Annotated in this window: 20 protein-coding genes; 5 read left to right on the forward strand and 15 right to left on the reverse strand. The window is 34.8% G+C overall.

The window, feature by feature from the left end:
• Nucleotides 1-57: 57 nt before the first annotated feature.
• Genes gloA through ACQV2G_RS00020 form a run of 4 tightly spaced genes read right to left on the reverse strand, consistent with a single transcriptional unit; the run spans nt 58 to nt 2,433 of the window.
• Nucleotides 58-450, reverse strand: coding sequence for a lactoylglutathione lyase (gene gloA, locus ACQV2G_RS00005; protein ID WP_428874635.1), 393 nt, complete (start codon nt 448-450; stop codon nt 58-60).
• 20 nt (nt 451-470) lie between these two features.
• Nucleotides 471-878, reverse strand: coding sequence for a cytidine deaminase (gene cdd / locus ACQV2G_RS00010; protein ID WP_428872834.1), 408 nt, complete (start codon nt 876-878; stop codon nt 471-473).
• A 36-nt stretch (nt 879-914) separates the two neighbouring features.
• Nucleotides 915-2,195, reverse strand: coding sequence for a hypothetical protein (locus tag ACQV2G_RS00015; RefSeq protein WP_428874634.1), 1,281 nt, complete (start codon nt 2,193-2,195; stop codon nt 915-917).
• Entirely contained in the window at nt 2,182-2,433 is a 252-nt protein-coding gene (locus ACQV2G_RS00020; protein WP_428872832.1) for a hypothetical protein, read from the reverse strand. Before ACQV2G_RS00020 ends, ACQV2G_RS00015 begins: the two co-directional genes overlap by 14 nt.
• A gap of 140 nt (nt 2,434-2,573) precedes the next feature.
• Here ACQV2G_RS00020 and ACQV2G_RS00025 point away from each other — a divergent pair, with 140 nt between their 5' ends.
• From ACQV2G_RS00025 to lepB, 3 genes are all read left to right on the forward strand, one after another.
• Complete coding sequence (locus tag ACQV2G_RS00025) at nt 2,574-3,407, forward strand: DUF368 domain-containing protein (RefSeq protein ID WP_428875749.1); 834 nt, start codon at nt 2,574-2,576, stop codon at nt 3,405-3,407.
• Between the two features lie 187 nt (nt 3,408-3,594).
• The gene (locus ACQV2G_RS00030) at nt 3,595-5,880 is read left to right on the forward strand and encodes a glycogen/starch/alpha-glucan phosphorylase (protein ID WP_428875752.1); all 2,286 of its coding nucleotides are present in this window, start codon (nt 3,595-3,597) and stop codon (nt 5,878-5,880) included.
• Nucleotides 5,881-6,234: 354 nt separating this feature from the next.
• Nucleotides 6,235-6,741 carry a signal peptidase I gene (gene lepB, locus ACQV2G_RS00035; protein WP_428875754.1) on the forward strand — a complete coding sequence of 169 codons (507 nt, stop codon included), beginning with the start codon at nt 6,235-6,237 and terminating at the stop codon, nt 6,739-6,741.
• Nucleotides 6,742-6,806: 65 nt separating this feature from the next.
• Here the strand turns inward: lepB and ACQV2G_RS00040 are convergent, their stop codons facing one another.
• From ACQV2G_RS00040 to ACQV2G_RS00085, 10 genes are all read right to left on the reverse strand, one after another.
• A complete protein-coding gene (locus ACQV2G_RS00040) occupies nt 6,807-7,472 on the reverse strand; it encodes a YggS family pyridoxal phosphate-dependent enzyme (protein WP_428875756.1) in 666 nt (221 codons plus the stop codon).
• Between the two features lie 10 nt (nt 7,473-7,482).
• Nucleotides 7,483-8,418: an AEC family transporter gene (locus ACQV2G_RS00045; protein ID WP_428872826.1), complete on the reverse strand. Its 936-nt coding sequence runs from the start codon at nt 8,416-8,418 to the stop codon at nt 7,483-7,485.
• Nucleotides 8,419-8,553: 135 nt separating this feature from the next.
• Nucleotides 8,554-10,038, reverse strand: a complete 1,485-nt coding sequence (nagE, locus tag ACQV2G_RS00050; protein ID WP_428872824.1) for an N-acetylglucosamine-specific PTS transporter subunit IIBC — start codon at nt 10,036-10,038, stop codon at nt 8,554-8,556.
• 198 nt (nt 10,039-10,236) lie between these two features.
• On the reverse strand, nt 10,237-10,440 hold the full coding sequence (locus ACQV2G_RS00055; RefSeq protein ID WP_258435605.1) for a cold-shock protein: 204 nt from the start codon (nt 10,438-10,440) through the stop codon (nt 10,237-10,239).
• Nucleotides 10,441-10,629: 189 nt separating this feature from the next.
• Nucleotides 10,630-11,160, reverse strand: coding sequence for an NADPH-dependent FMN reductase (locus ACQV2G_RS00060; protein ID WP_428872823.1), 531 nt, complete (start codon nt 11,158-11,160; stop codon nt 10,630-10,632).
• Between the two features lie 111 nt (nt 11,161-11,271).
• Entirely contained in the window at nt 11,272-12,126 is an 855-nt protein-coding gene (locus ACQV2G_RS00065; RefSeq protein WP_428872822.1) for a glutathione S-transferase C-terminal domain-containing protein, read from the reverse strand.
• Nucleotides 12,127-12,828: 702 nt separating this feature from the next.
• On the reverse strand, nt 12,829-14,130 hold the full coding sequence (gene grdB, locus ACQV2G_RS00070; RefSeq protein WP_428874630.1) for a glycine reductase complex selenoprotein B: 1,302 nt from the start codon (nt 14,128-14,130) through the stop codon (nt 12,829-12,831).
• Nucleotides 14,131-14,153: 23 nt separating this feature from the next.
• Nucleotides 14,154-15,440, reverse strand: coding sequence for a glycine/sarcosine/betaine reductase component B subunit (locus tag ACQV2G_RS00075; protein ID WP_428872819.1), 1,287 nt, complete (start codon nt 15,438-15,440; stop codon nt 14,154-14,156).
• A 36-nt stretch (nt 15,441-15,476) separates the two neighbouring features.
• Nucleotides 15,477-15,875: a GrdX family protein gene (locus ACQV2G_RS00080; RefSeq protein WP_428872818.1), complete on the reverse strand. Its 399-nt coding sequence runs from the start codon at nt 15,873-15,875 to the stop codon at nt 15,477-15,479.
• Between the two features lie 299 nt (nt 15,876-16,174).
• The gene (locus ACQV2G_RS00085) at nt 16,175-16,690 is read right to left on the reverse strand and encodes an SGNH/GDSL hydrolase family protein (RefSeq protein ID WP_428872816.1); all 516 of its coding nucleotides are present in this window, start codon (nt 16,688-16,690) and stop codon (nt 16,175-16,177) included.
• Nucleotides 16,691-16,894: 204 nt separating this feature from the next.
• Between ACQV2G_RS00085 and ACQV2G_RS00090 the strand changes: the two genes are divergently transcribed.
• Nucleotides 16,895-17,122, forward strand: a complete 228-nt coding sequence (locus ACQV2G_RS00090) for a DUF3343 domain-containing protein (RefSeq protein WP_428872815.1) — start codon at nt 16,895-16,897, stop codon at nt 17,120-17,122.
• Nucleotides 17,123-17,228: 106 nt separating this feature from the next.
• Complete coding sequence (locus ACQV2G_RS00095; protein WP_428872814.1) at nt 17,229-17,759, forward strand: hypothetical protein; 531 nt, start codon at nt 17,229-17,231, stop codon at nt 17,757-17,759.
• A 684-nt stretch (nt 17,760-18,443) separates the two neighbouring features.
• Here the strand turns inward: ACQV2G_RS00095 and grdD are convergent.
• Nucleotides 18,444-19,598: a glycine/sarcosine/betaine reductase complex component C subunit alpha gene (gene grdD / locus ACQV2G_RS00100; RefSeq protein ID WP_428874629.1), complete on the reverse strand. Its 1,155-nt coding sequence runs from the start codon at nt 19,596-19,598 to the stop codon at nt 18,444-18,446.
• Between the last annotated feature and the right edge of the window lie 14 nt (nt 19,599-19,612).

Raw genomic sequence — 19,612 nt, forward strand, 5'->3', positions numbered from 1 at the left:
TAGTTTTATCCCGCAAATTTTTAAAATTTCAGGACATTTTCATTTACGGTTGACAGCTTATACTGCTAAGTTTTTATTATCCATCACTTCCAGTCGATAGCCATCAGGGTCAGATACAAAGAAGTAAGAAGCTTTTTGACCTGGAAGTCCTTTGAGCTCTGTTGTTTCGTAACCAGCTTCCTTACATTTTTGATGTTGCGCTTGAAGATTATCCACTCCAATAGCCATGTGAGAGAATCCATCTCCGATAGTATAGCCTTCCGAGTCATAGTTATAGGTTAATTCTAATTCAAAATCTGATCCAGGAACTTGTAAATAAAGCAAATCGAACTGATGTTCTGGAAAGCGACGATCACGCATCACTTTAAAATCAAAAACTTCCGTATAGAAAGTCAAGCTCGCTTTTCTATCTTTAATTCGATAGCAAGTATGTAACAATTTTTGTGTCATTATAATTCCTCCTGTATTTTTTACATATCTAGGCTTTGGAAAGCCATTGGTACAAGTTCACTGACTGTTGTTTGATAGATGGATTGGTCCTTACGTGTTAAATAGACAGGAGTGTCAGGCTCTGCCATTTCTACCAATACTTGACGGCAAATTGAGCAAGGCATTAAAAAGTCTTCCGTATCCCCTGCTACTGCAATTGCCTCAATAAAACCTGGACGGTATCCTTCGGATACAGCCGTAAAGATTGCTGAGCGCTCTGCACAATTAGTAGCACCAAAGGACACATTTTCAATATTAACACCTGTATAAACTTTGCCGTCCTTAGTTAACAATGCTGCTCCAACGGGAAAATTTGAGTATGGGCAATAGGCTCTTTTTACTGCTTCACGAGCTTGTTCCATCAAAGAATTAATTGTTGTTTGATCCACTTTGATCCTTCTTCCTGTGTGTGATAATTAGTGATTTTATTCATCAATTTGAAGATTAATAATTTGATCTTGTTGTATACTTGCAATTAATTGGCGGATATTATCCGAAAAACTCACCCATGAATAATAAGAAAAGCCAGTCATCATATAATATGCCGCACTATCAGCTGAACCGAGGTCTTCTTCAATTTCTGCTACTGTGATAGAACCATTGTTTTCATAATCTGTTAGCAGAGACTGGAAATCTTTACCTTCTTTAAAACAATTTTCATCGAAATAATGGAAATTAGCTTGCAACAATTGTTCTTCACTATAAATAAAGTTAAGATAGACTAAATTATTTTTAGAAAGAAAGTAATATTCGTCCGACTCTAAGTTATCTTGCTTTTTACTCTTACTTGCTTGTCCTAATTGCTCGATAATAGATTCTCGAGAAAAATTATCAGCCGTAATCTCTGTCTGGATTCTTGATTGATAAAGCTTAATTTGATCTTCAAGACTTATAATATTATCTTGATAGTCATCAAATGCAACTATTTCAGACTCAGCTAAGGAAGCGGGTATCATGCCCTTTAATTTCTCTTCTAGAGGACGCTTATCGTCTTCTAAATCCTCTGACTTTTCATCTGTTGGATCAGGAATTTCTTTCTTTTCTGCTAATTCAAGGGTTAGTTGAGAATTGATGCCCTCAATCTTTTGGCTTTTTAAAAATTCATTGATCAGATAGTCTGATAAAACCGCTTGCTCTCTAAAATAAGCTAAACGATAGTCATCTTGCTTGTCTTTAGACGATACTTCTACTAACAGGCCGTCATCTTCCATAATATTCCCTTGCAGACTGGCCATTATTTGAAAATCTTTGGCAACAGCACGAGCTATTTCAATGGATTGATTTTGTTCTTCAATAAATTCGAGGGCCCCATAATATTGACTGGCTAGATAGACTAGCTGATCGACTTGATAGATAGCAATTAATTCCATACCATATGGGGCATCTTCTCTTAAAAGGAAGGACTCCATACGGTAATTTTCTTCTAAATCGAGGGTCGTTCTTTTAGGTTCTAGATCATATTTCTTAGCCAATTGTTCTACTTTATACTCCACATCAAACTCTGTTAAGGAATCTTTTAAGGTTCGTAACTGTTGATCTTCTTGATCACTAACTTCAGTTGTTAAGTCATTTACTATCTCAATAGACATGTCATAAAAATCAGACTCCGTTTGGGCGTGGCTAGTCGGCAGTCTTAAAAAGAGGCTGAAAATAATGAAGGTAATACTTATAACTATTCTCTTGAAGACTTGTTTACTTTTTTTCATTAATTGTATCCAAATCATAGATTAACCGATCCTCAGAATATAAAACAGGAATACCCACATTGCCATTTTTTTTAACTTCATCGAATTCATTACGACTATCTCTTAATTTAAGAAACTCTTTTAAATTCTTCATTGAATCAGTTATATTGACTGCTTCGTAGCTCACTTCCATTTGATCTAAGCGGCTAATAAAAGCCTCCGTATTCGGACATTTATCAGAAAAATAAACTATGTTCATAACTTTTCCTCCTATATCATACTAATATTATTATACAATAGATTCCTCAAAAGACCTACTCAAGCATCATGCTAACTTTCATTGAAAATTTTACCAAGAAGGGCTAAACTGAAAAAGTATTGAACTATGGAGGGCAATTTATGAAAAAAACAATTGATTGGATTTGGCGTTTTGTCAAAGGCATGTTCATTGGATCAGGCTTTATTTTACCCGGAGTCTCTGGTGGTGCTTTAGCGGCAATTTTTGGTTTATATGAACGAATTATCCGTTTTCTAGCTAATATCACCAAAGACTTCGTTGAAAACATCATTTTCTTCATACCTGTCGGTTTAGGTGCCCTGTTTGGCATAGTCATCCTATCCTTCGGGGTTAGCCATGTTCTCGAAAATTATGAAACTTATGTCATGTGGTTTTTTGTAGGATGCATAGTGGGTATGATTCCTTCACTGTGGAAAGAAGCTAGTCAAGAAGGACGCAATCAGTCAGATTTGATTGTAATGGTTCTTTCTTTTATTGCGGCCTTATGTTTGCTTATATTTGGACAATCATGGTTTGGCGGACAGGTTTCAGCAAACTTCTTTACTTGGATGATCGCAGGTGCTTTGATTGCATTAGGAGTTCTGATTCCGGGATTGAGCCCTTCAAATTTTATTCTTTACATGGGCATGTACAAGCTAATGTCTGATGGGTTCAAAAGTTTAGACCTGACTGTAATTATTCCAATTGGAGTTGGTGGTCTATTAACAATACTGCTCTTGTCTAAACTAATTGAGAGAATTTTTGACCGCTACTATGCAAAGTTCTTCCACTTTATTTTCGGTGTTGTTCTGGCATCTACCTTTATGATCATTCCAACCGAATACACAAGTTTTCAACTTACTGGCTATGCAATTTGCGGCCTCATGCTCTTATTAGGAAGTGCTTTAGGTTGGTGGATGGCACGCTTAGAAGAGAAGTATAAAAAAATTAATTAATTATAAATGTTCACACTCCACCCTATTCATCAGCTTTAATCGATGGATGGGAACCTTTTTCGTCCCATTCAGTAGTAGATTAAATTGCAGGTCATTGCCCTTTCACTTATAATGAAGAAGACAAAAGGATATTTGAATTTTGTTATAAAACGATTCTTTTCAATAAATCGCTATAAAGGAGAAACTTATGACTTTACTAGAGCGTTATACTCAAGACCTCTTTCAAAAAAAAGTTTATGATTGTGATAATAAAGAACTATATACCGTATTAATGGAAGTGGTAAAAGATGAATCTCGCCGATTACCCTACCGAGATCAAGACCAAAAGCGAAAACTCTATTACTTTTCTGCAGAATTCTTAATTGGAAAAGTATTGAGTAACAATTTAATTAATTTAGGTATTTACAATCAAATTAATAACGAATTAATCGCTAACGGAAAGAACTTAATGGACATAGAACATGCTGAAAGAGAACCTTCCTTAGGAAACGGCGGCCTCGGTAGACTCGCTGCTTGTTTCGTCGATTCTATTACCAAGATGGGGATTAATGGTGATGGAATTGGCTTGAATTATCATTTTGGTTTATTCAAACAAGAGTTTTTTAATAATCAACAACACACCGTGCCAGATGCATGGTTAACTGGTCAAGACTGGATTAAAAAATCTCACCTGACTTTCGAAGTCCCCTATGCTTCTTTCACTCTAAAATCAACTCTGTATGACTTAGATGTTTTAGGTTATAAACAAACTCATCGTAATCGCTTGCGTCTATTTGATTTAGACACTGTCAATGAGTCTATTGTTTCTGAAGACTCAATTGATTTTGATAAGACAAATATTAAAGAAAACCTTACACTCTTCCTCTATCCTGATGATTCAGACCATGAAGGAAGATTGCTACGGATTTATCAACAATATTTTATGGTTTCAAATGGAGCGCAACTTGTTCTACATGAAGCTAAAGAAAAAGGTAGCAATTTACATGATTTAGCTGATTATGCCGTTATTCAAATCAATGATACCCATCCAAGCTTTATAATTCCTGAATTAGTGCGCCTTTTAATGAAGGAAGGCATTGACTTTGAAGAAGCCTATCAAATTGTGACTAAGATTACTGCTTTTACAAATCATACTATTTTAGCCGAAGCCTTAGAAACTTGGCCTTTCAATGATATTCAATTAATCATGCCAGAAATCGCCAATATTATTCAACGGCTCGACCAAGTGATTAGAAAACACTATCCCGATCAGGCTGAAGTTTGGATTATTGATAATTCAAATTATGTCCACATGGCTCATTTAGCCATTCACTTTGGTTTTTCTGTCAACGGTGTCGCAGAATTACATACTGAAATCTTAAAAACAACGGCTTTAAAACCTTTTTATGAGATCTATCCTGACAAGTTCCACAATATGACCAATGGCATCACCTTCCGCCGTTGGGTAATGGACGCTAACAAGGAACTTTCAGAATATCTAGACCTTAAAATCGGAACGCTTTGGCATAGAAATGCTGATCTTTCACAATTTATAGATTTTAAAGACGATGAGCGCACATTAAGTAAACTAAGAGCCATCAAACACAATAACAAGATGCGGTTGAAGAAAAGATTGCAAGACCGAATGAAGATTACAATTAATGAACACTCAATTATTGATATTCAAATCAAACGATTCCACGAATATAAACGACAACAGATGAATGCTTTATGGGTAATTCATAAATATTTAGATATTAAAAAGGGGAATATTCCTGAAACACCTATTACCGTTATTTTTGGAGGAAAAGCTGCACCCGCCTATACAATTGCACAAGATATTATTCATCTTATCTTAACTTTGTCACAATTGATTAGTTTAGATAAGGTGGTTGCTCCACACTTACAAGTAATAATGGTTGAAAATTATAATGTTACCAATGCTTCCTATCTTATTCCGGCAGCCGACATTTCTGAACAAATTTCCTTGGCTTCAAAAGAAGCTTCGGGTACAGGAAATATGAAATTTATGGCAAACGGTGCCCTAACGATTGGTACCTTAGATGGTGCTAATGTTGAAATTTTTGAAAAAGTTGGCCAAGATAATATCTATATTTTTGGAAAAGAAAGTCAGGAAATTATTCAACTCTATAAAAGTAATGGTTATTCATCCAATGAATATTATCAAAGAGAAACGATCAAACCTCTAGTAGACTTCATTGTTTCCCATGGTATGTTGTATTTTGGTAACGAAGAGCGTTTAAACCGTCTGCATCAGGAGTTAATTCATAAGGATTATTTTATGACTTTGATTGATTTAGAAGACTATATTGCAACTAAGGAACAGATGCTAAGAGACTATGAGGATATTGACACTTGGTATCAAAAATCAGTTGTTAATATTGCAAATTCTGGCTTCTTCTCAAGTGATCGGACCATTGGAGACTATAATGATGCCATTTGGCATTTGCCGGTCTCTTATGGTGATGAATAAATGAAAAGAGAGGGTGTTTTATCTATTATTAAACGGTAGCTCTCCTATCTAATTAATTGAATAAGACTATTTAAATAAATCTTTCTTAGCGCTGATCTTTTGATAATTCAATTAGGTAAAGACACTCGATAATATCATTCTACTCAATGTAACACCTACTAAATCAGAAATAACTTTAGAGAATGGATATTTTTTACAATTAGTTTCAAAATATGCTATGAAGAAAGAATAGGAGAAAAGCTATTGCCTTTATTTAAATCTTTTTCTTATAAAATTTTTTATTCATAACTTAGTTCTATTTGCATAATTATTAAAAAATGTTTTCGTGATTTATGGAATGTAAGGAGACATATAATGAGAATTGAAATGGATACAATCCAGTCTTTAGTAAGAGATAATAAGTGGTTTATTTCACTCTTTATCGTCCTAATGATGCTAAGACTTTTTATCTTCAGTGTTTATAAAGTTGAAGGAGCTTCTATGATGAATACCTTTGAACAAAACGATATCGTTATAGGAAGTCAAATTACTAAGATTGACCGTTTTGATATAGTAGTATTTAACGTTCCGGAAAAAAAGAAAAAATATATTAAGAGAGTTATTGGCCTTCCGGGAGATACCATTGAATATATTGATAATATACTTTATATCAATGGTGAAAAAATTGATGAGCCCTATTTAACAGACCAAGTAACACAGGATCTTAAAGTTGATTCGATCCCAGAAGGTTACTTATATTGCTTAGGCGATAATCGTAAAAGTTCGGTAGATTCAAGAAAAATCGGTTTAATACCTGAAAAAAATCTACTTTCAGAAATTAAAATAATCCTCTTTCCTTTTGACAAACTAACTACCTTCTAACCGAAATATAATAATCATAATAAAGAGGAGTTTAAACGATCGTTTAAACTCCTCTTTAAAAATATTTATTTTTGATCATACAAGGCACTGCCCACTCGAATGTAAGTCGCTCCTTCTTCTAAGGCGATGCGATAGTCCCGTGACATCCCCATACTTAGCTCTCCACAAGGAGCCCATGGATAATTCTTGCCAAGTATTAATACTTGTAATTCTTTTAATTCGGCAAAATAATGATGAAGTTCCGTTTCGCTGGCATCAATCGGCGCCATCGTCATTAAACCGACTATTTCAATTTTGTTATAGTCTTTAATGGCTTCTACCGCCTCTATGACACGATCCGGATCAAATCCGCCTTTCGTCTCTTCACCTGAAACATTGACTTGTAGAAAGCATTTTACTGTCCGATCTGCTCTTTTTTGAATTTCTTTGGCTAATGATAATCGATCCAGTGAATGTAAATAATCGATCTGATTAATAATCAATTTCACTTGACGAGATTGGAGGTGACCAACAAAGTGCCAAGTAATTTCTGATGCAATATCATTCAAAGCTTCTAGTTTTGCTAAGAATTTATCCGAGCGATTTTCGCCCATATCTCGAACGCCTAAATTATATAACTCTCTCGTCGTTTCAGCATCCACAAATTTAGTGATCGCCACCATATGAGTCGGATAGGTCGAAATGTCTTCGAGTACACTTGCTAAATTGGTTGCTAATAATTTTTTATCCACGTGATTCCTCCTAAGAAAATAGATAATAGTTTTCAAAAAGCCATGTAGCTAAATTGAGTATTAAAGGAATGGTAACAAGTGAACACATTGTTGTCAGTAAAACAATTTTTGCTCCACTTAAATAATCACCACCTACAATTTGACTTAAAAGAGCTGTCATCATAGCAGAAGGTCCAGCTAGTATCATTACTAAAATAAAAAAACTTTCAAAGGTTAAACCAGGGATGAACAATAGCATAATCAAATTAATTAAAGGCCAAATAATAAGCTTTATGCTAGCTATTTTCCACAATTTCCAATCAAGATAGTCAGATAAAGTAGCAATGTCTTCAAAATAAGCACCTAGAATAATCATAGCAATCGGGGAATAAACCTGATTTAATTGATGAATCCCTTCGGATACAACCGATGGAACAGAGATCTTAAAAACTTGAATGACTACTCCTATCAGAAAAGCAAACAGAATTGGACGAGCAGAGAATGTTATTTTTGGTTCTTTTTCTTTGGCTCTAATCATTTTTAAACCAAGTGTCCAAGAAAAGAAATTTGTAACTAGAAATAAGCCTGTGGTAATCATGACATAGGAAGGTTCGAAAACTGCTAAGGTCAGAGGAATACCAATAAAACCAACATTACCAAAGACTGTTGCAAACTTGGATACCCCATCCTCATTTTTCCCAAAATACCAATGCCCTACGTAGATCCTCATTAACAGAAAAATAATATAAATAATCATTGCTAAGAAAAACTGAGTCATAAGGTCTTGCTGAATCGGCTTAAAAAAAGCTTCGATAATTATCAAAGGGGTCAAATATTTAACAATTACCGTATTCAATTGACTAATGGTCGTTTGCGTCAGAAGTTCTTTTTTAACTAAACTAAACCCAATCACCGCTATGGAAATCAGTATAATTAATTGCTTAAAAATGATGAGTGCTAAATCCATATCTCCCTCAATCTTTCATGACATTTTACTAGATATTATTATAACTCAACTTATCCCCTGAAGGAAGTTACCACCAATCAAGTAGGAGGCTAGTCAACTAATGGCTAGCCTCCTACTCGATTTATATCTAACTTATTATTCTTCGTCCATAACATCATGTAAAGCATCTGCCACAAATTGAACATTCGTTCCAATAATTACGTGGGCTGCATTTTCTCCCATGATCTTAACACCCGCAGCGCCAGAAGATTTTATTTTTTCTTGGTCAATTACTGAGGTGTCTTTAACATTCAAGCGAAGTCGTGTCGCGCAATTGGTAAAGTTTTCAATATTGTCTTTACCACCTAAAGCTTCAAGAATGCGGCGAGCTTGTTGGTATTCTTTTTCGGCTTTTGAATCCTTTAATTCTTTAGAATCCTTTTCAGGTAATGAACCTTTTCGCCCACTTCCAGCATCAAAGTCTAAAGACAAAGGACCTTTTCTTCCTGGTGAAGCAATATCCAATTTTTCAATTAAGAAAGAGAAGACCAAATAATATAGACCGGCGAAAACTAAGCCTTGTAATATTAACATAAAGGGCTTGTTAGCTATTGGAATTTGTGAAGATAAAATAAAGTCGATTGCTCCGGCAGAAAAGCCAAAACCAGCTGTCCATTGCATAAAGGCAGCAAATCCTAAAGATAGCATTGATAAAATAGCATGAGCAAAATAAAGAACTGGGGCTATAAACATAAACGAAAATTCAATGGGTTCAGTAACACCTGTAACAAAAGCTGTGACTGCGCCTGCTAAGTATAAGGACCCTACTTCTTTACGGTAGCGAGGATCAGCCTTACGATAGATCGCTAAACCAGCAGCTGGTAAACCAAACATCATAACCGGGAAGAAGCCAGCTTGATACATTCCTGTAACACCCTTTTCACCTACAGATGCCCAGAAATTACCGATATCATTAATACCTATTAAATCGAACCAGAAAACAGCATTTAAAGCATGGTGTAAACCGGTAGGAATTAGTAGACGGTTGAAGAAACCATATAAGGCTGCTCCGAACCAGCCCATCCCTGAAATCCATTCTCCAAAGCCTACTAGCCCTTCATAAACAGGTGGCCAGATAAAATATAATAATCCTGAAACAAAAATCATAGCAATTGAAGTCAAAATGGGAACCATTCGACGCCCAGAGAAGAAAGCAAATGCATCAGGTAATCTAGTTTTTGAGAATTTATTATAAAGTGATGAAGCGGTAAGACCGGATATAATTCCGATAAAAGCATTATCTATTTTTTCAAAAGAATAGGATAATTCTTCTAAAGGAATATTGACAATATCTGTTAATTTATCCGGTTTCAGTAATGTAGTAACCATTAAAAATGCGACTAAACCTGATAAGGCACTTGACCCATCTCGATCGTTAGACATACCTAAAGCAACACCCAAAGCAAATAGAATGCCTAAGTTACTGAGAATGGTATCTCCAGCAGTCATCAATAAAGCACTGAACTGGTTCCCACCTTGAGAGTCAATTGCATAGCCGATCCCTAGCATTAAGGCAGCAACAGGTAGTACCGCAACTGGTAACATTAATGAACGTCCCAGTCTTTGTAAATATGGATACATATTTTTCACTCCTTTTTATTTATCATATATAATATACCTCAATTTCGAAGCGTTTACAATCATAAATGTAAATTTACATTTTAGTGTTCACACTAAAAGGAGGTGTTGGGCTAATTTTTTTAACGATCTCTTCTAAAATCTAGCAAAAAAAAGAAACGACAAACTAAAAGTTTGTCGTTTGAATGTTTATATTTAAGATTATGCTACAACTGACACATTACTAGCTTGTAAGCCACGTTCTCCTGATTCAACATCAAAAGTTACTTTTTGGCCCTCTTCTAAAGTCTTGAAGCCTTCGTTATTAATAGCTGAGAAATGCACGAATACATCTTCACCATTTTCTTGTTCAATAAAGCCAAAACCTTTTTCTGAGTTAAACCATTTTACTGTTCCATTATTCATAAATGAAATCCTCCTTGCGCTGAGCGCGATTTTTTTGCAGATGTTACATAAGATAAAGAAAAGGATTAATTATGATAATGAATTAAGCTTTTAAATATTTTATTACTCTCTACTCAATTAAGTATACTGTAATTAGTCATATTAGTCAATCACTACTATCCTTCATACTTTATAATTCGAAAAACGAACTTATTTTAATAAATTTAAGTGTGCATCTACAGCTGTTTGTAAGAAGTCTAAGGTATCTTGAGGAGCTTTACCATCGTTCAATAAATTAGCTGAACTTGGTAACATAACCTCAGGTTGTCCCACTGTTGGCATATTTAAAAATGAAAGAATCTTAACCAAATCTTTATTGGCTATTGAACCACCCATAGCAGAAATTGAATGGGACGCAATTAAAGCTGGTTTGCCATTCCATACAGATTGTCCCCATGGACGAGAAGCAACGTCTAATGCATTTTTTAATGCTGCTGAGATTGTACGGTTATGCTCTGGAGTTACGAATAAAATCAGATCTTGGCGTTTCACTGCTTCACGGAAATCAGTGTAGGCTTGTGGTGAATTTTCATCCAAATCTTGGTTATAAAGAGGTAAGTTTGCAATATCTAAAAACTCTACTTCTGTTCCCTCAGGGTATAAAGTCACAATATTATCTGCCCATTGTTTAGAAAAAGAATTTTTCCGAGTTGATCCTACAATTACACCTAGTTTAGTCATATTTAATCATCCTTTTTATATGTATTTGTTCTAGTAGTTAATTTACTGAACATATGTATTTTATCTCGAATTCGGAATAAAAGCAAGAGGAATAGTTAATTTTTTTATATTTTATTTCTCCCAATGTGAAAGATCTGGTAGCATTGGAACTACTTCTCTGCGGAAAAAAATACGTCCTGTTCTTCCAGAATATTGTCCAATTTGATAGTCTCTAAAGCTAGTAGTGGCTTTGAAGGCTGGCATTTGATAAAGTTGTTTCATATAGCGCCATAAATTAGGGTAATCGCGCAATGAATGATGGAATAAGCCATAGATTGGCATATAAAGTAAATCATGACGGATTAAAGGGGTATATAATATTAAATCGGCTTCAGTCAATTGATCACCTAATAAAAACTGATTCTCAGCGAAATGTTGATCTAACTCGGCTAATACTTTAAAGTAAGCCTCTGCATTTTGATCAAATTCTTCTTGAGAGCGAGTATATCCCGCACGATTTGCTCCTCCCAATACTTCATCAATTATTTTTTGGATCCAACTATCAATCTCTGATCTCAAATTTTCTGGATAAAGATCTGGAGCATTGTCAGCATGAAAAGGTTTAAAACGGGTTGTAAAGTCTCTTAAAATATCTAGTGACTCAGAGTTAACCACTGTCTTAGTTTTAATATCAATTAATGCAGGTACAGAAAAAGGACCCTCATATTCTGGATCAGTATTTTTATAAAGTTCCGAAACATATTCAACTTCTAAAATCGCATCTTTGCCTCCAGTTTCATTAGAAAAATCCCATACTTTACTAGTTTTTATTGGACTAGCGATAGCTAGACTAACTACTTTATCCAAACCTAGTAATCTTCTAGCAATATCAGCCCTTTGAGCATAAGGACATGGAAAACTAAACGCAAGACGATAACGATTTGCTTCTACTGGATAAGCAAAATCTTCTTTATATACTTTTGGCATAAAATCACTCCTTTGTCTTATTATAGCAGTCTCTTACTCTTCTTTAGAATTTAATGCTCACTATTCGTAATTAAATTAGCAAGATTATAAATAAATTCTTTACAATTCATTGGGTTATACTTGCTAGGCCCCTTGATTCTTTTACCAGCTTTCCACATTTTGTCCTAAATGTCTTTTGAAGAAAAGATGTTCTCTATTATATTCAATATATAATCTGTCAGAATGATAATTCACGCGATATTTTGAAAATAATAAAGAAGTTATGCCATAATCTTGAGTAATTATAATATTAGCTTTTTAGCATTGGGAAAAAATAATTAATCGTATCTGCAACTGCTTCAATATAGATGGTCTCTAACAAATCAGAATCATATATTCTATTTGAAAAATAATCTATTATCGTTATAACAAAGACCTTAATCTTATAAGCTGAGCTATTTGAATGGCTTCAGCCTTCACAGGACAAGCAGCTATTAAAATCCTCATAACTCCTATTGTTTCAAAAATGGGTTGGGACAAAAGCCTTAAAGAAAGTCCGGTCAACGATACAATCGTTAATCGGACTTTTTCGGTTCTATAATCTACGTAAATACGCAAAGCAGCGAGCCTAGATTGGAAAGTAACTTTCCAATCTAGACTCGCTGTAAGTTTTGAGGCGACTGAGAAAACCTTTTATCCTAGCCCCTTTATAATGAAGATTAATTAGTCTTCAAAAACAGTTTGTTCTGTAACTTCGGTAGTTAAAGCTTTCAAAGCTTTGTCTACTAAGTGAGTGCGTAATTTGTATTCTTCTTCCATTGATAATGAAGGATTACCTAGTGGGTGAGGAATAGCAATTGCAGGAACGATACGGTTAGCACCTACTGTTAATGAGATAGGTGTTACAGTTGCCATATGTACTACAGGTAAACCTGTTTTTTCGATTTCTTTTACCATTGTTGCTCCGCAACGAGTACAAGTACCTCAAGTGGAGGTTAGAATAACTGCATCTACATTATGGTCTACTAAGTCCTTAGCAATTTCAGAAGCAAATGCTTTTGATGATGCAACTGAAGTACCATTACCTACAGTAGTATAGAAATAGTTATGTAATTCGCCAATTTCTCCATTACGTTCTTTTTCACGTAAAACATCCACTGGAATAACACGATCTGAATCTTGGTTAGCATAAACCGGGTCATAACCACCGTGAGCTGTTTCATATTCGCCTTCTTTAAGGTCTTCAACACCAGAGATGTCATAACGACCATATTTAGAAGCTGAAGAGGATTCAATATGGTCAGGGTTACCAAATGGAACAATACCACCTGAAGTAACAATCGCAATTTTAGCTTTGGTTAAGTCTTTAATTGCTTTTCCTGGTTCTACATTATCAAAATCAGGCATTGGGAATTCAGTAGTGAATTCTTCACCAGCTAATTTCTTAACTAACATATCCACTGCACGTTTAGAACCGCGATCTTCTGTAAAGAAGTTTTTACGGTGACGCTCAAAGTATTCGTCAGTAATTGGGTCTAATTCTTGGTCTGTCAAGATTTTGTTAACAACATTTGCAATTGCAGGAATTGCTTTACGCATTGTTGCAGCAGAGTTACCAGTCTTAACAATGTAAGGAACTTTCTTATACATGTCAACACCAGGGTTCTCTTCATACATACCGGCAACAGCTGGTACATTCAATTCTTGCATAACTGCAGTTGCAACAGCTCCAGCAGCTACACCGTATCGTCCAGCGTTAAATGCAGGTCCAGTGATTACTAAATCTGGTTCGAATGACTTAATCATTTCAATTACTTCATTAATAGCATCTGTATTTTCATTAAAGTATGAGTCACCACATACCACAGTTCCAACGATTTCTCCATTTTCAGCAATTGCACCATTGATTCCAACACCTGGTCCTACAACACCATCTTGTTTGAATGGTTTTGTATCAGCTTTTTCTTCTCCACCGATACCAGCGTAGAATTGATTAATGTAATGAACTACACGTTTTTTTGTCATGGTTTTACCTCCTTATTTAATAATTATACGCCACGAGCTGTGCGTTTGTTGAAGCCTAATTCGTTTGTAGCACCAGTAATTGCTTGAATTTCAACTTCAATTTCGCCATTTTCACGTAAGCTTCCGTCAAATCCGCCCGCAATTGTATCAACATAATCTAATGTTCCGATAACTTTATCCATTGGAGGTAAAACAACTACTTCATTGGCATTTCCACCTGTTACAACTGCGTTTGCAGATTTATCAGCGTCTGCTAATCCTTGAGAAGCTCCATCGCGTCCAGCGTACTCATCAGTAACAATTACTGTTTTAACGCCTTCAGCTTCAATCTTCTTAGTATTCATGATCAAGTCAGTATCAGGGTTACCGAATCCTTCTTGAGAAACAATTACACCATCTAAACCTAGGAATGAACATAATTTAGATGTCCAATCAGATGAACGTTTCTTATCATTTAAATATACAGCTTCGTTTGTGATGATAACTCCCATAAAGTTGATATCTTTACCATGACGCTCATAAAGATCCTCAATGATCGGATTGTTTAAGTGGTGGTAAGTAGTATTCTTATCACATGCAGACACACAGTTACCAGAAATAACTGCTCCATCCATTACTTCTGTAGGATATAAAATTGAAGGAACAATATGCTTAGCATCAGTTCCATAAACATAAGTATCATGTAATAACCCTTGAGTTTGTAACATATATACATAACCAACTTTTGGAAGATCAGGATATTCTGAAATTTGTTCCAATAGTGGTTTTGTTTCATAAGTTACCACTTCGTCTGCTTCTGTTGCTGCAGCTAATGTTCCTAAATGCTTAGCAACCTTCAATCCAGCTTCACGAACAGCTTGCTCATAAGCGTATGTTTTTACACCTTCAGCTGGCTCAACCACTAAACAGATGTTGATTAATTGGGAGAATGGTGTTAATTCAGCACCAGGCCCTTGCATATCAACAATACCTTCTTGAAATCCTACAATTTTACCAACTGTAGCGACCGCACAACCTTTTAATACATGAGTACGGCCTTCCCCAACGCGATCAACTTTGCTGACTACACCTGGGAAAACTTCTGATGTTGAATCTACTTTACCACGTGGCTCAATAACATCTTTAATAGGTGTAATACGTACTGACTCACCAGGTTTTGCAATTTCGATTGAAACATTAGCAATATGATCGTCTTCTAAAACGATATTTTTAATTTCTTCTTCATTGATGTATAAAACATTGCCTTCTACTTTAGATGAATCTGCAAGTTTTACATCGTTAATTTGAATTTTACCTAATTCAAGTTTCATTCAATCACCTCTATTGTTATTTTCTAAATTCAGGAGTTAGTTAAAGCGTAATTCTGGTGAAAAATGAATACGCTGAAGGGTACTCTCCATTAAATCTAAATCGATCGTAGCAAAATCCTCCAAGACTGAATCTAGCCAATTTGGAGTTGCTCGGTCCTTGATGAATTTTTCATAAACTGCGATGGCTTGTTCAATTATCTCGAGACTTTCTAGATCGATTTGTGATTGTTTAGTAGTAGTGATAATTATTGATTTGTAGAAAGTTTCGTTCGGTTTGATTGAACCACTCAGTGGATGAGTCAACAACACATAATGTTCATTAATAACGAGCTTTTTAGTCTCATAAAGAACATCACCATAGTCCCCATCAATAAAAATGATTGGACATTGGTCGATAGTTTCATTCACTTTTGGATTATTCGATATGATTTTCATGGTTTCACCTCTAGACGCCAGTGCTTGCCATTTAACTAAGAACGATTACATCGGACTTTTCTAAATGTTAAGAACAAAGCCAAAACTTGGCCGCACTCTCCTTAGTTCTTGTGAACATTATAACAAAAACAAAAAAAATTTACAACAAAATTCCCCAATAAAGTATATTTTCCAAATGTGTTCTGTTTATAAAATAAATATAAAAATCACCTAAAACTCTAACAAGTTTAAAAAAATTTATTAGATTAGTGAACAATATATTGGAATAGATAACTGGTAAAATGTGAGTGATTTAGACTCTAATTTAACAATTGGAGTAAGTTATCTTCAAAAATTGCATAGCCTTCTTTCGTTAAGTGGATACCATCAATAGTATATCTATCCGAAATCTTACCGTTTGAGTCATAAACTCGTTCCCATGTTAATAATTTTATTTGAAATCTTTTTGATAGTTTTCTAAGTTCTTGATTTACCCAAGTGATTTTTTCTGGTTTTAGCCTTTCGGTTTCATCGGTTTGAATAATTTCAGAAAGGACTATTCTTATTTTAGGGTTCAATTCACTAATAAAAACTAATAATTGTGTCAAATAGGTAATAATAGACTCTTTTTTCATTTGATAATAAAGTTCATTAATTCCAAACATAATAAGAACTGCATCACTTTCAACTAATTCATTAGCAATTTTTTTAGCCATCTGCAGGCCCTCTTTAGCAATAATACCTTGTTTAGATACGTTAATAATCTTCCAGTCTCCCATACTTTCTTTCTTATAAAATGAGAGAATAGAATGTCCTAAAAATATAAGCTTTTTCATATTTCCTCCATTTTGAATTTCCTAAGTTACCGATTCATATAATCTTATTATAACATCATTATAATTTTGTGAACAAGATCACATGTTTATGGGTTTATTAGTATTATTTAACTTAAATTGTTAGAATTATAAATAATTATCCATTATAATTAATATCAGTTAGAAACATTAAGCTATCTTATTGTTTTAGAAAGAAGGTTTAATATGACTAAAAATAAATATTTGTATTTAACATTTGATTCTACAACTGATGCCATAGCTGCTGAAGCACAATTTAAAGCCGCTAATATTAAAGGTCGTCTGGTTATGATTCCTCGAGAACTTTCAGCAGGTTGTGGAATGTCTTGGAGATCTGAACCTCATTTAAAGGAAGTGTTACTAACGGTTGCTGAAAAAAATAATATAAATTTGAAACAAGTAGAAATCTTATAGCTTCAGATTTTTTACAAAGTATATCTATTTTCTAGTATCAGCTATTTATTCAGTTTTTATATCTGTTATAATTATGGGTGTAAATTGTTAATTAAGGAGAATGAACATGTTAAAAACGATTAAAATTAATTTTGAAACCATCGAATTAATGGACTTCTTTTGGCAAACAGCTGCTCGTCGTGAAAAATTAACCGATTCTTACTTTTTAGATATAGCCAATCGTCCAGAAATGGAAGTTATCTATACTGAGGGATTCGATTCAAACTCAGTAAGAAAAGTTTTATCGGCCGTTATTAACTATGAACCAGTCAATGAAGCAACTAAAAAAGAATTAGAATTCTATCAATCCAACAAATTCTTTGCTGATGATCCTGGAAATGTCGAACTCACCCTCCCTACTGTTAAAACTTTAAATGTCGATGAAATGAAAGAAACTTTTTCAGGAGACACAAAGTATGAAGAAGTAAAAATTAATTTTGTTCCTGCATACGACATCGTGGATCAAATTGATGGTGATACACTGACAATTAATTTCTTCAAACTTGGTATTGATTTCACAGATTTCGAAACGGTACTCATAGAAGGTAAAAAGCTTAAGGACTATTTAGAAGAAAAACTTAAAGAATTACTCGAATAAAGCTTAAACCTCATTTGAGGATAACTTAATCGAGACCCTGGCTTCAGTCTGGGAGACTGGGCTAAAAGTCCTCAATACAACATAAAAATCAGCGAGCCAGAGTGCTTAGGCTCGCTGATTTTTGCTGTTTTGATTAAAATAATAATTCTTGCATACTATACATAATAGTAATTAACAGCTAGGATGCCGATAAAAAGGGGCTTTTATGGATAAAAATTAAACCGTAGCTAAATATATTATTCTACTTCATTTAAACTTTGATATTCCTATGGATCAGGAAGCGCCATTAATCAGTCGGTACTTTCGTCTTAAATGACCACCATCTCTTCCAAGATAAAGTTTATTTACTGATGGCACGAAGCTAGAAGCCGATGCTGATTAGCATTCCTAACATTTACGCTCAATCCTAGTTTGATGCTGAGATAGTATTTGGTCGCAATTTTATTGTGCGAAGAATAAAGCTCAAGGGAGAAAAGGGATAAAAAATGACCGGAGTCTCCTTACAATGACTATGAATCTCACACAATCACCCCATTATTTACAAACTTCCCGACATTTTGGGCTTGCTATTCACTATTCTTATTCATTAAACGACAAAAACAGTGGCGAATCTCATGTTTAATGATTCGCCACTGTTTTTAGGACTTTTTGCTCAGTCCCGTTTTAATTACTTATGTAAAGTGTTTACATATAACCTTTTTCTTTAACAATTTCATTGGCTTTCTTAGCATTTGCGCCACTAATCATTACGATAGGACCTGAACATCCCATCCCTGATTCAGCGTAAATACCTTCTTTCCATAATGCTTTAACAGCATCTTCAAGGTCTAATACATCAATTCCGTTAATTTGAGCTGTAACTACTTCTTTAGCTGGTGCTTTAATTTCTTCCTCAGCTACAGTAGCCTTAGGTTGAAGTCCTTCACGAACATCCTTAAGACCTGCTTTTTTAGCAGATTCATATTCTTGCTTAGCTACAGTCGTTAATTTACCTTTAGCCATTTGGAAAGCATATTTTAATGCATTGGCAATAACAGGTGCTCCTGAAGCACGTGATACGATATTAATAATATGGTCGTATCCATCTCCAACACCTGGACCATATCCGAATCCAGTTGTTTCGTAAGTACCACCTGAAGTGTATGATCCGAATAGTTTCATTAAGATATTACCTGTTAAAGAATCACAAACCATTACGTCTGCAGAACCCAATAACAAGTCATTACCACGTAAAACTACGCCACCATCTGAACGAGCAGACTCGCCAAATGTAATATCATAGCCTTTTTCTTGTAATTGTCTTAAAGCACGTTCAACAGTATTAGCTCCGTCAACGTTCACAATTCCAACTGTTGGGTTTTGAATTCCTTTGGCTTTAGCCACTGCGATACCATTAATAGCGTTTAAGACCATTGCTTCTGTACGGACAGTAGCTGTAGTACCAGTAGTTGTAGCAATGAACATTTCACGCCCTAAAGCAGGTGAAATTACACGGCCTACAGTTGATACACCAATCGGGAATGTATGGTGAAGTGTTACTGCCCCATGAATAGTTCCATCATTTAATAATTTTTCAAGCGTTTCTTCAACCGCTGATTCATCATTAGCTTCATAATGTTCGTATTCTTCAGTCCAGTCTAATTTTTCACCAATCAGAACGACTTCAAATAGACCTTCTGATTTTGCCAGAGCAGCTGCTTCACGCATAACATCAAACCCTAGTTCAGAGCCATTGATGGTTAGACCAATCTTAATAGATGGTCCAACTTGACCGCTCTCTAACGTATGAGCTAATTCGTTTATAACATCTTTAATTGCTTGATTCACTTGGTTAGACATGCGTATTGCTCACC

The sequence above is a fragment of the Facklamia sp. P12955 genome, from assembly GCF_050409565.1.
In the GTDB taxonomy this organism is placed as follows: domain Bacteria; phylum Bacillota; class Bacilli; order Lactobacillales; family Aerococcaceae; genus Facklamia.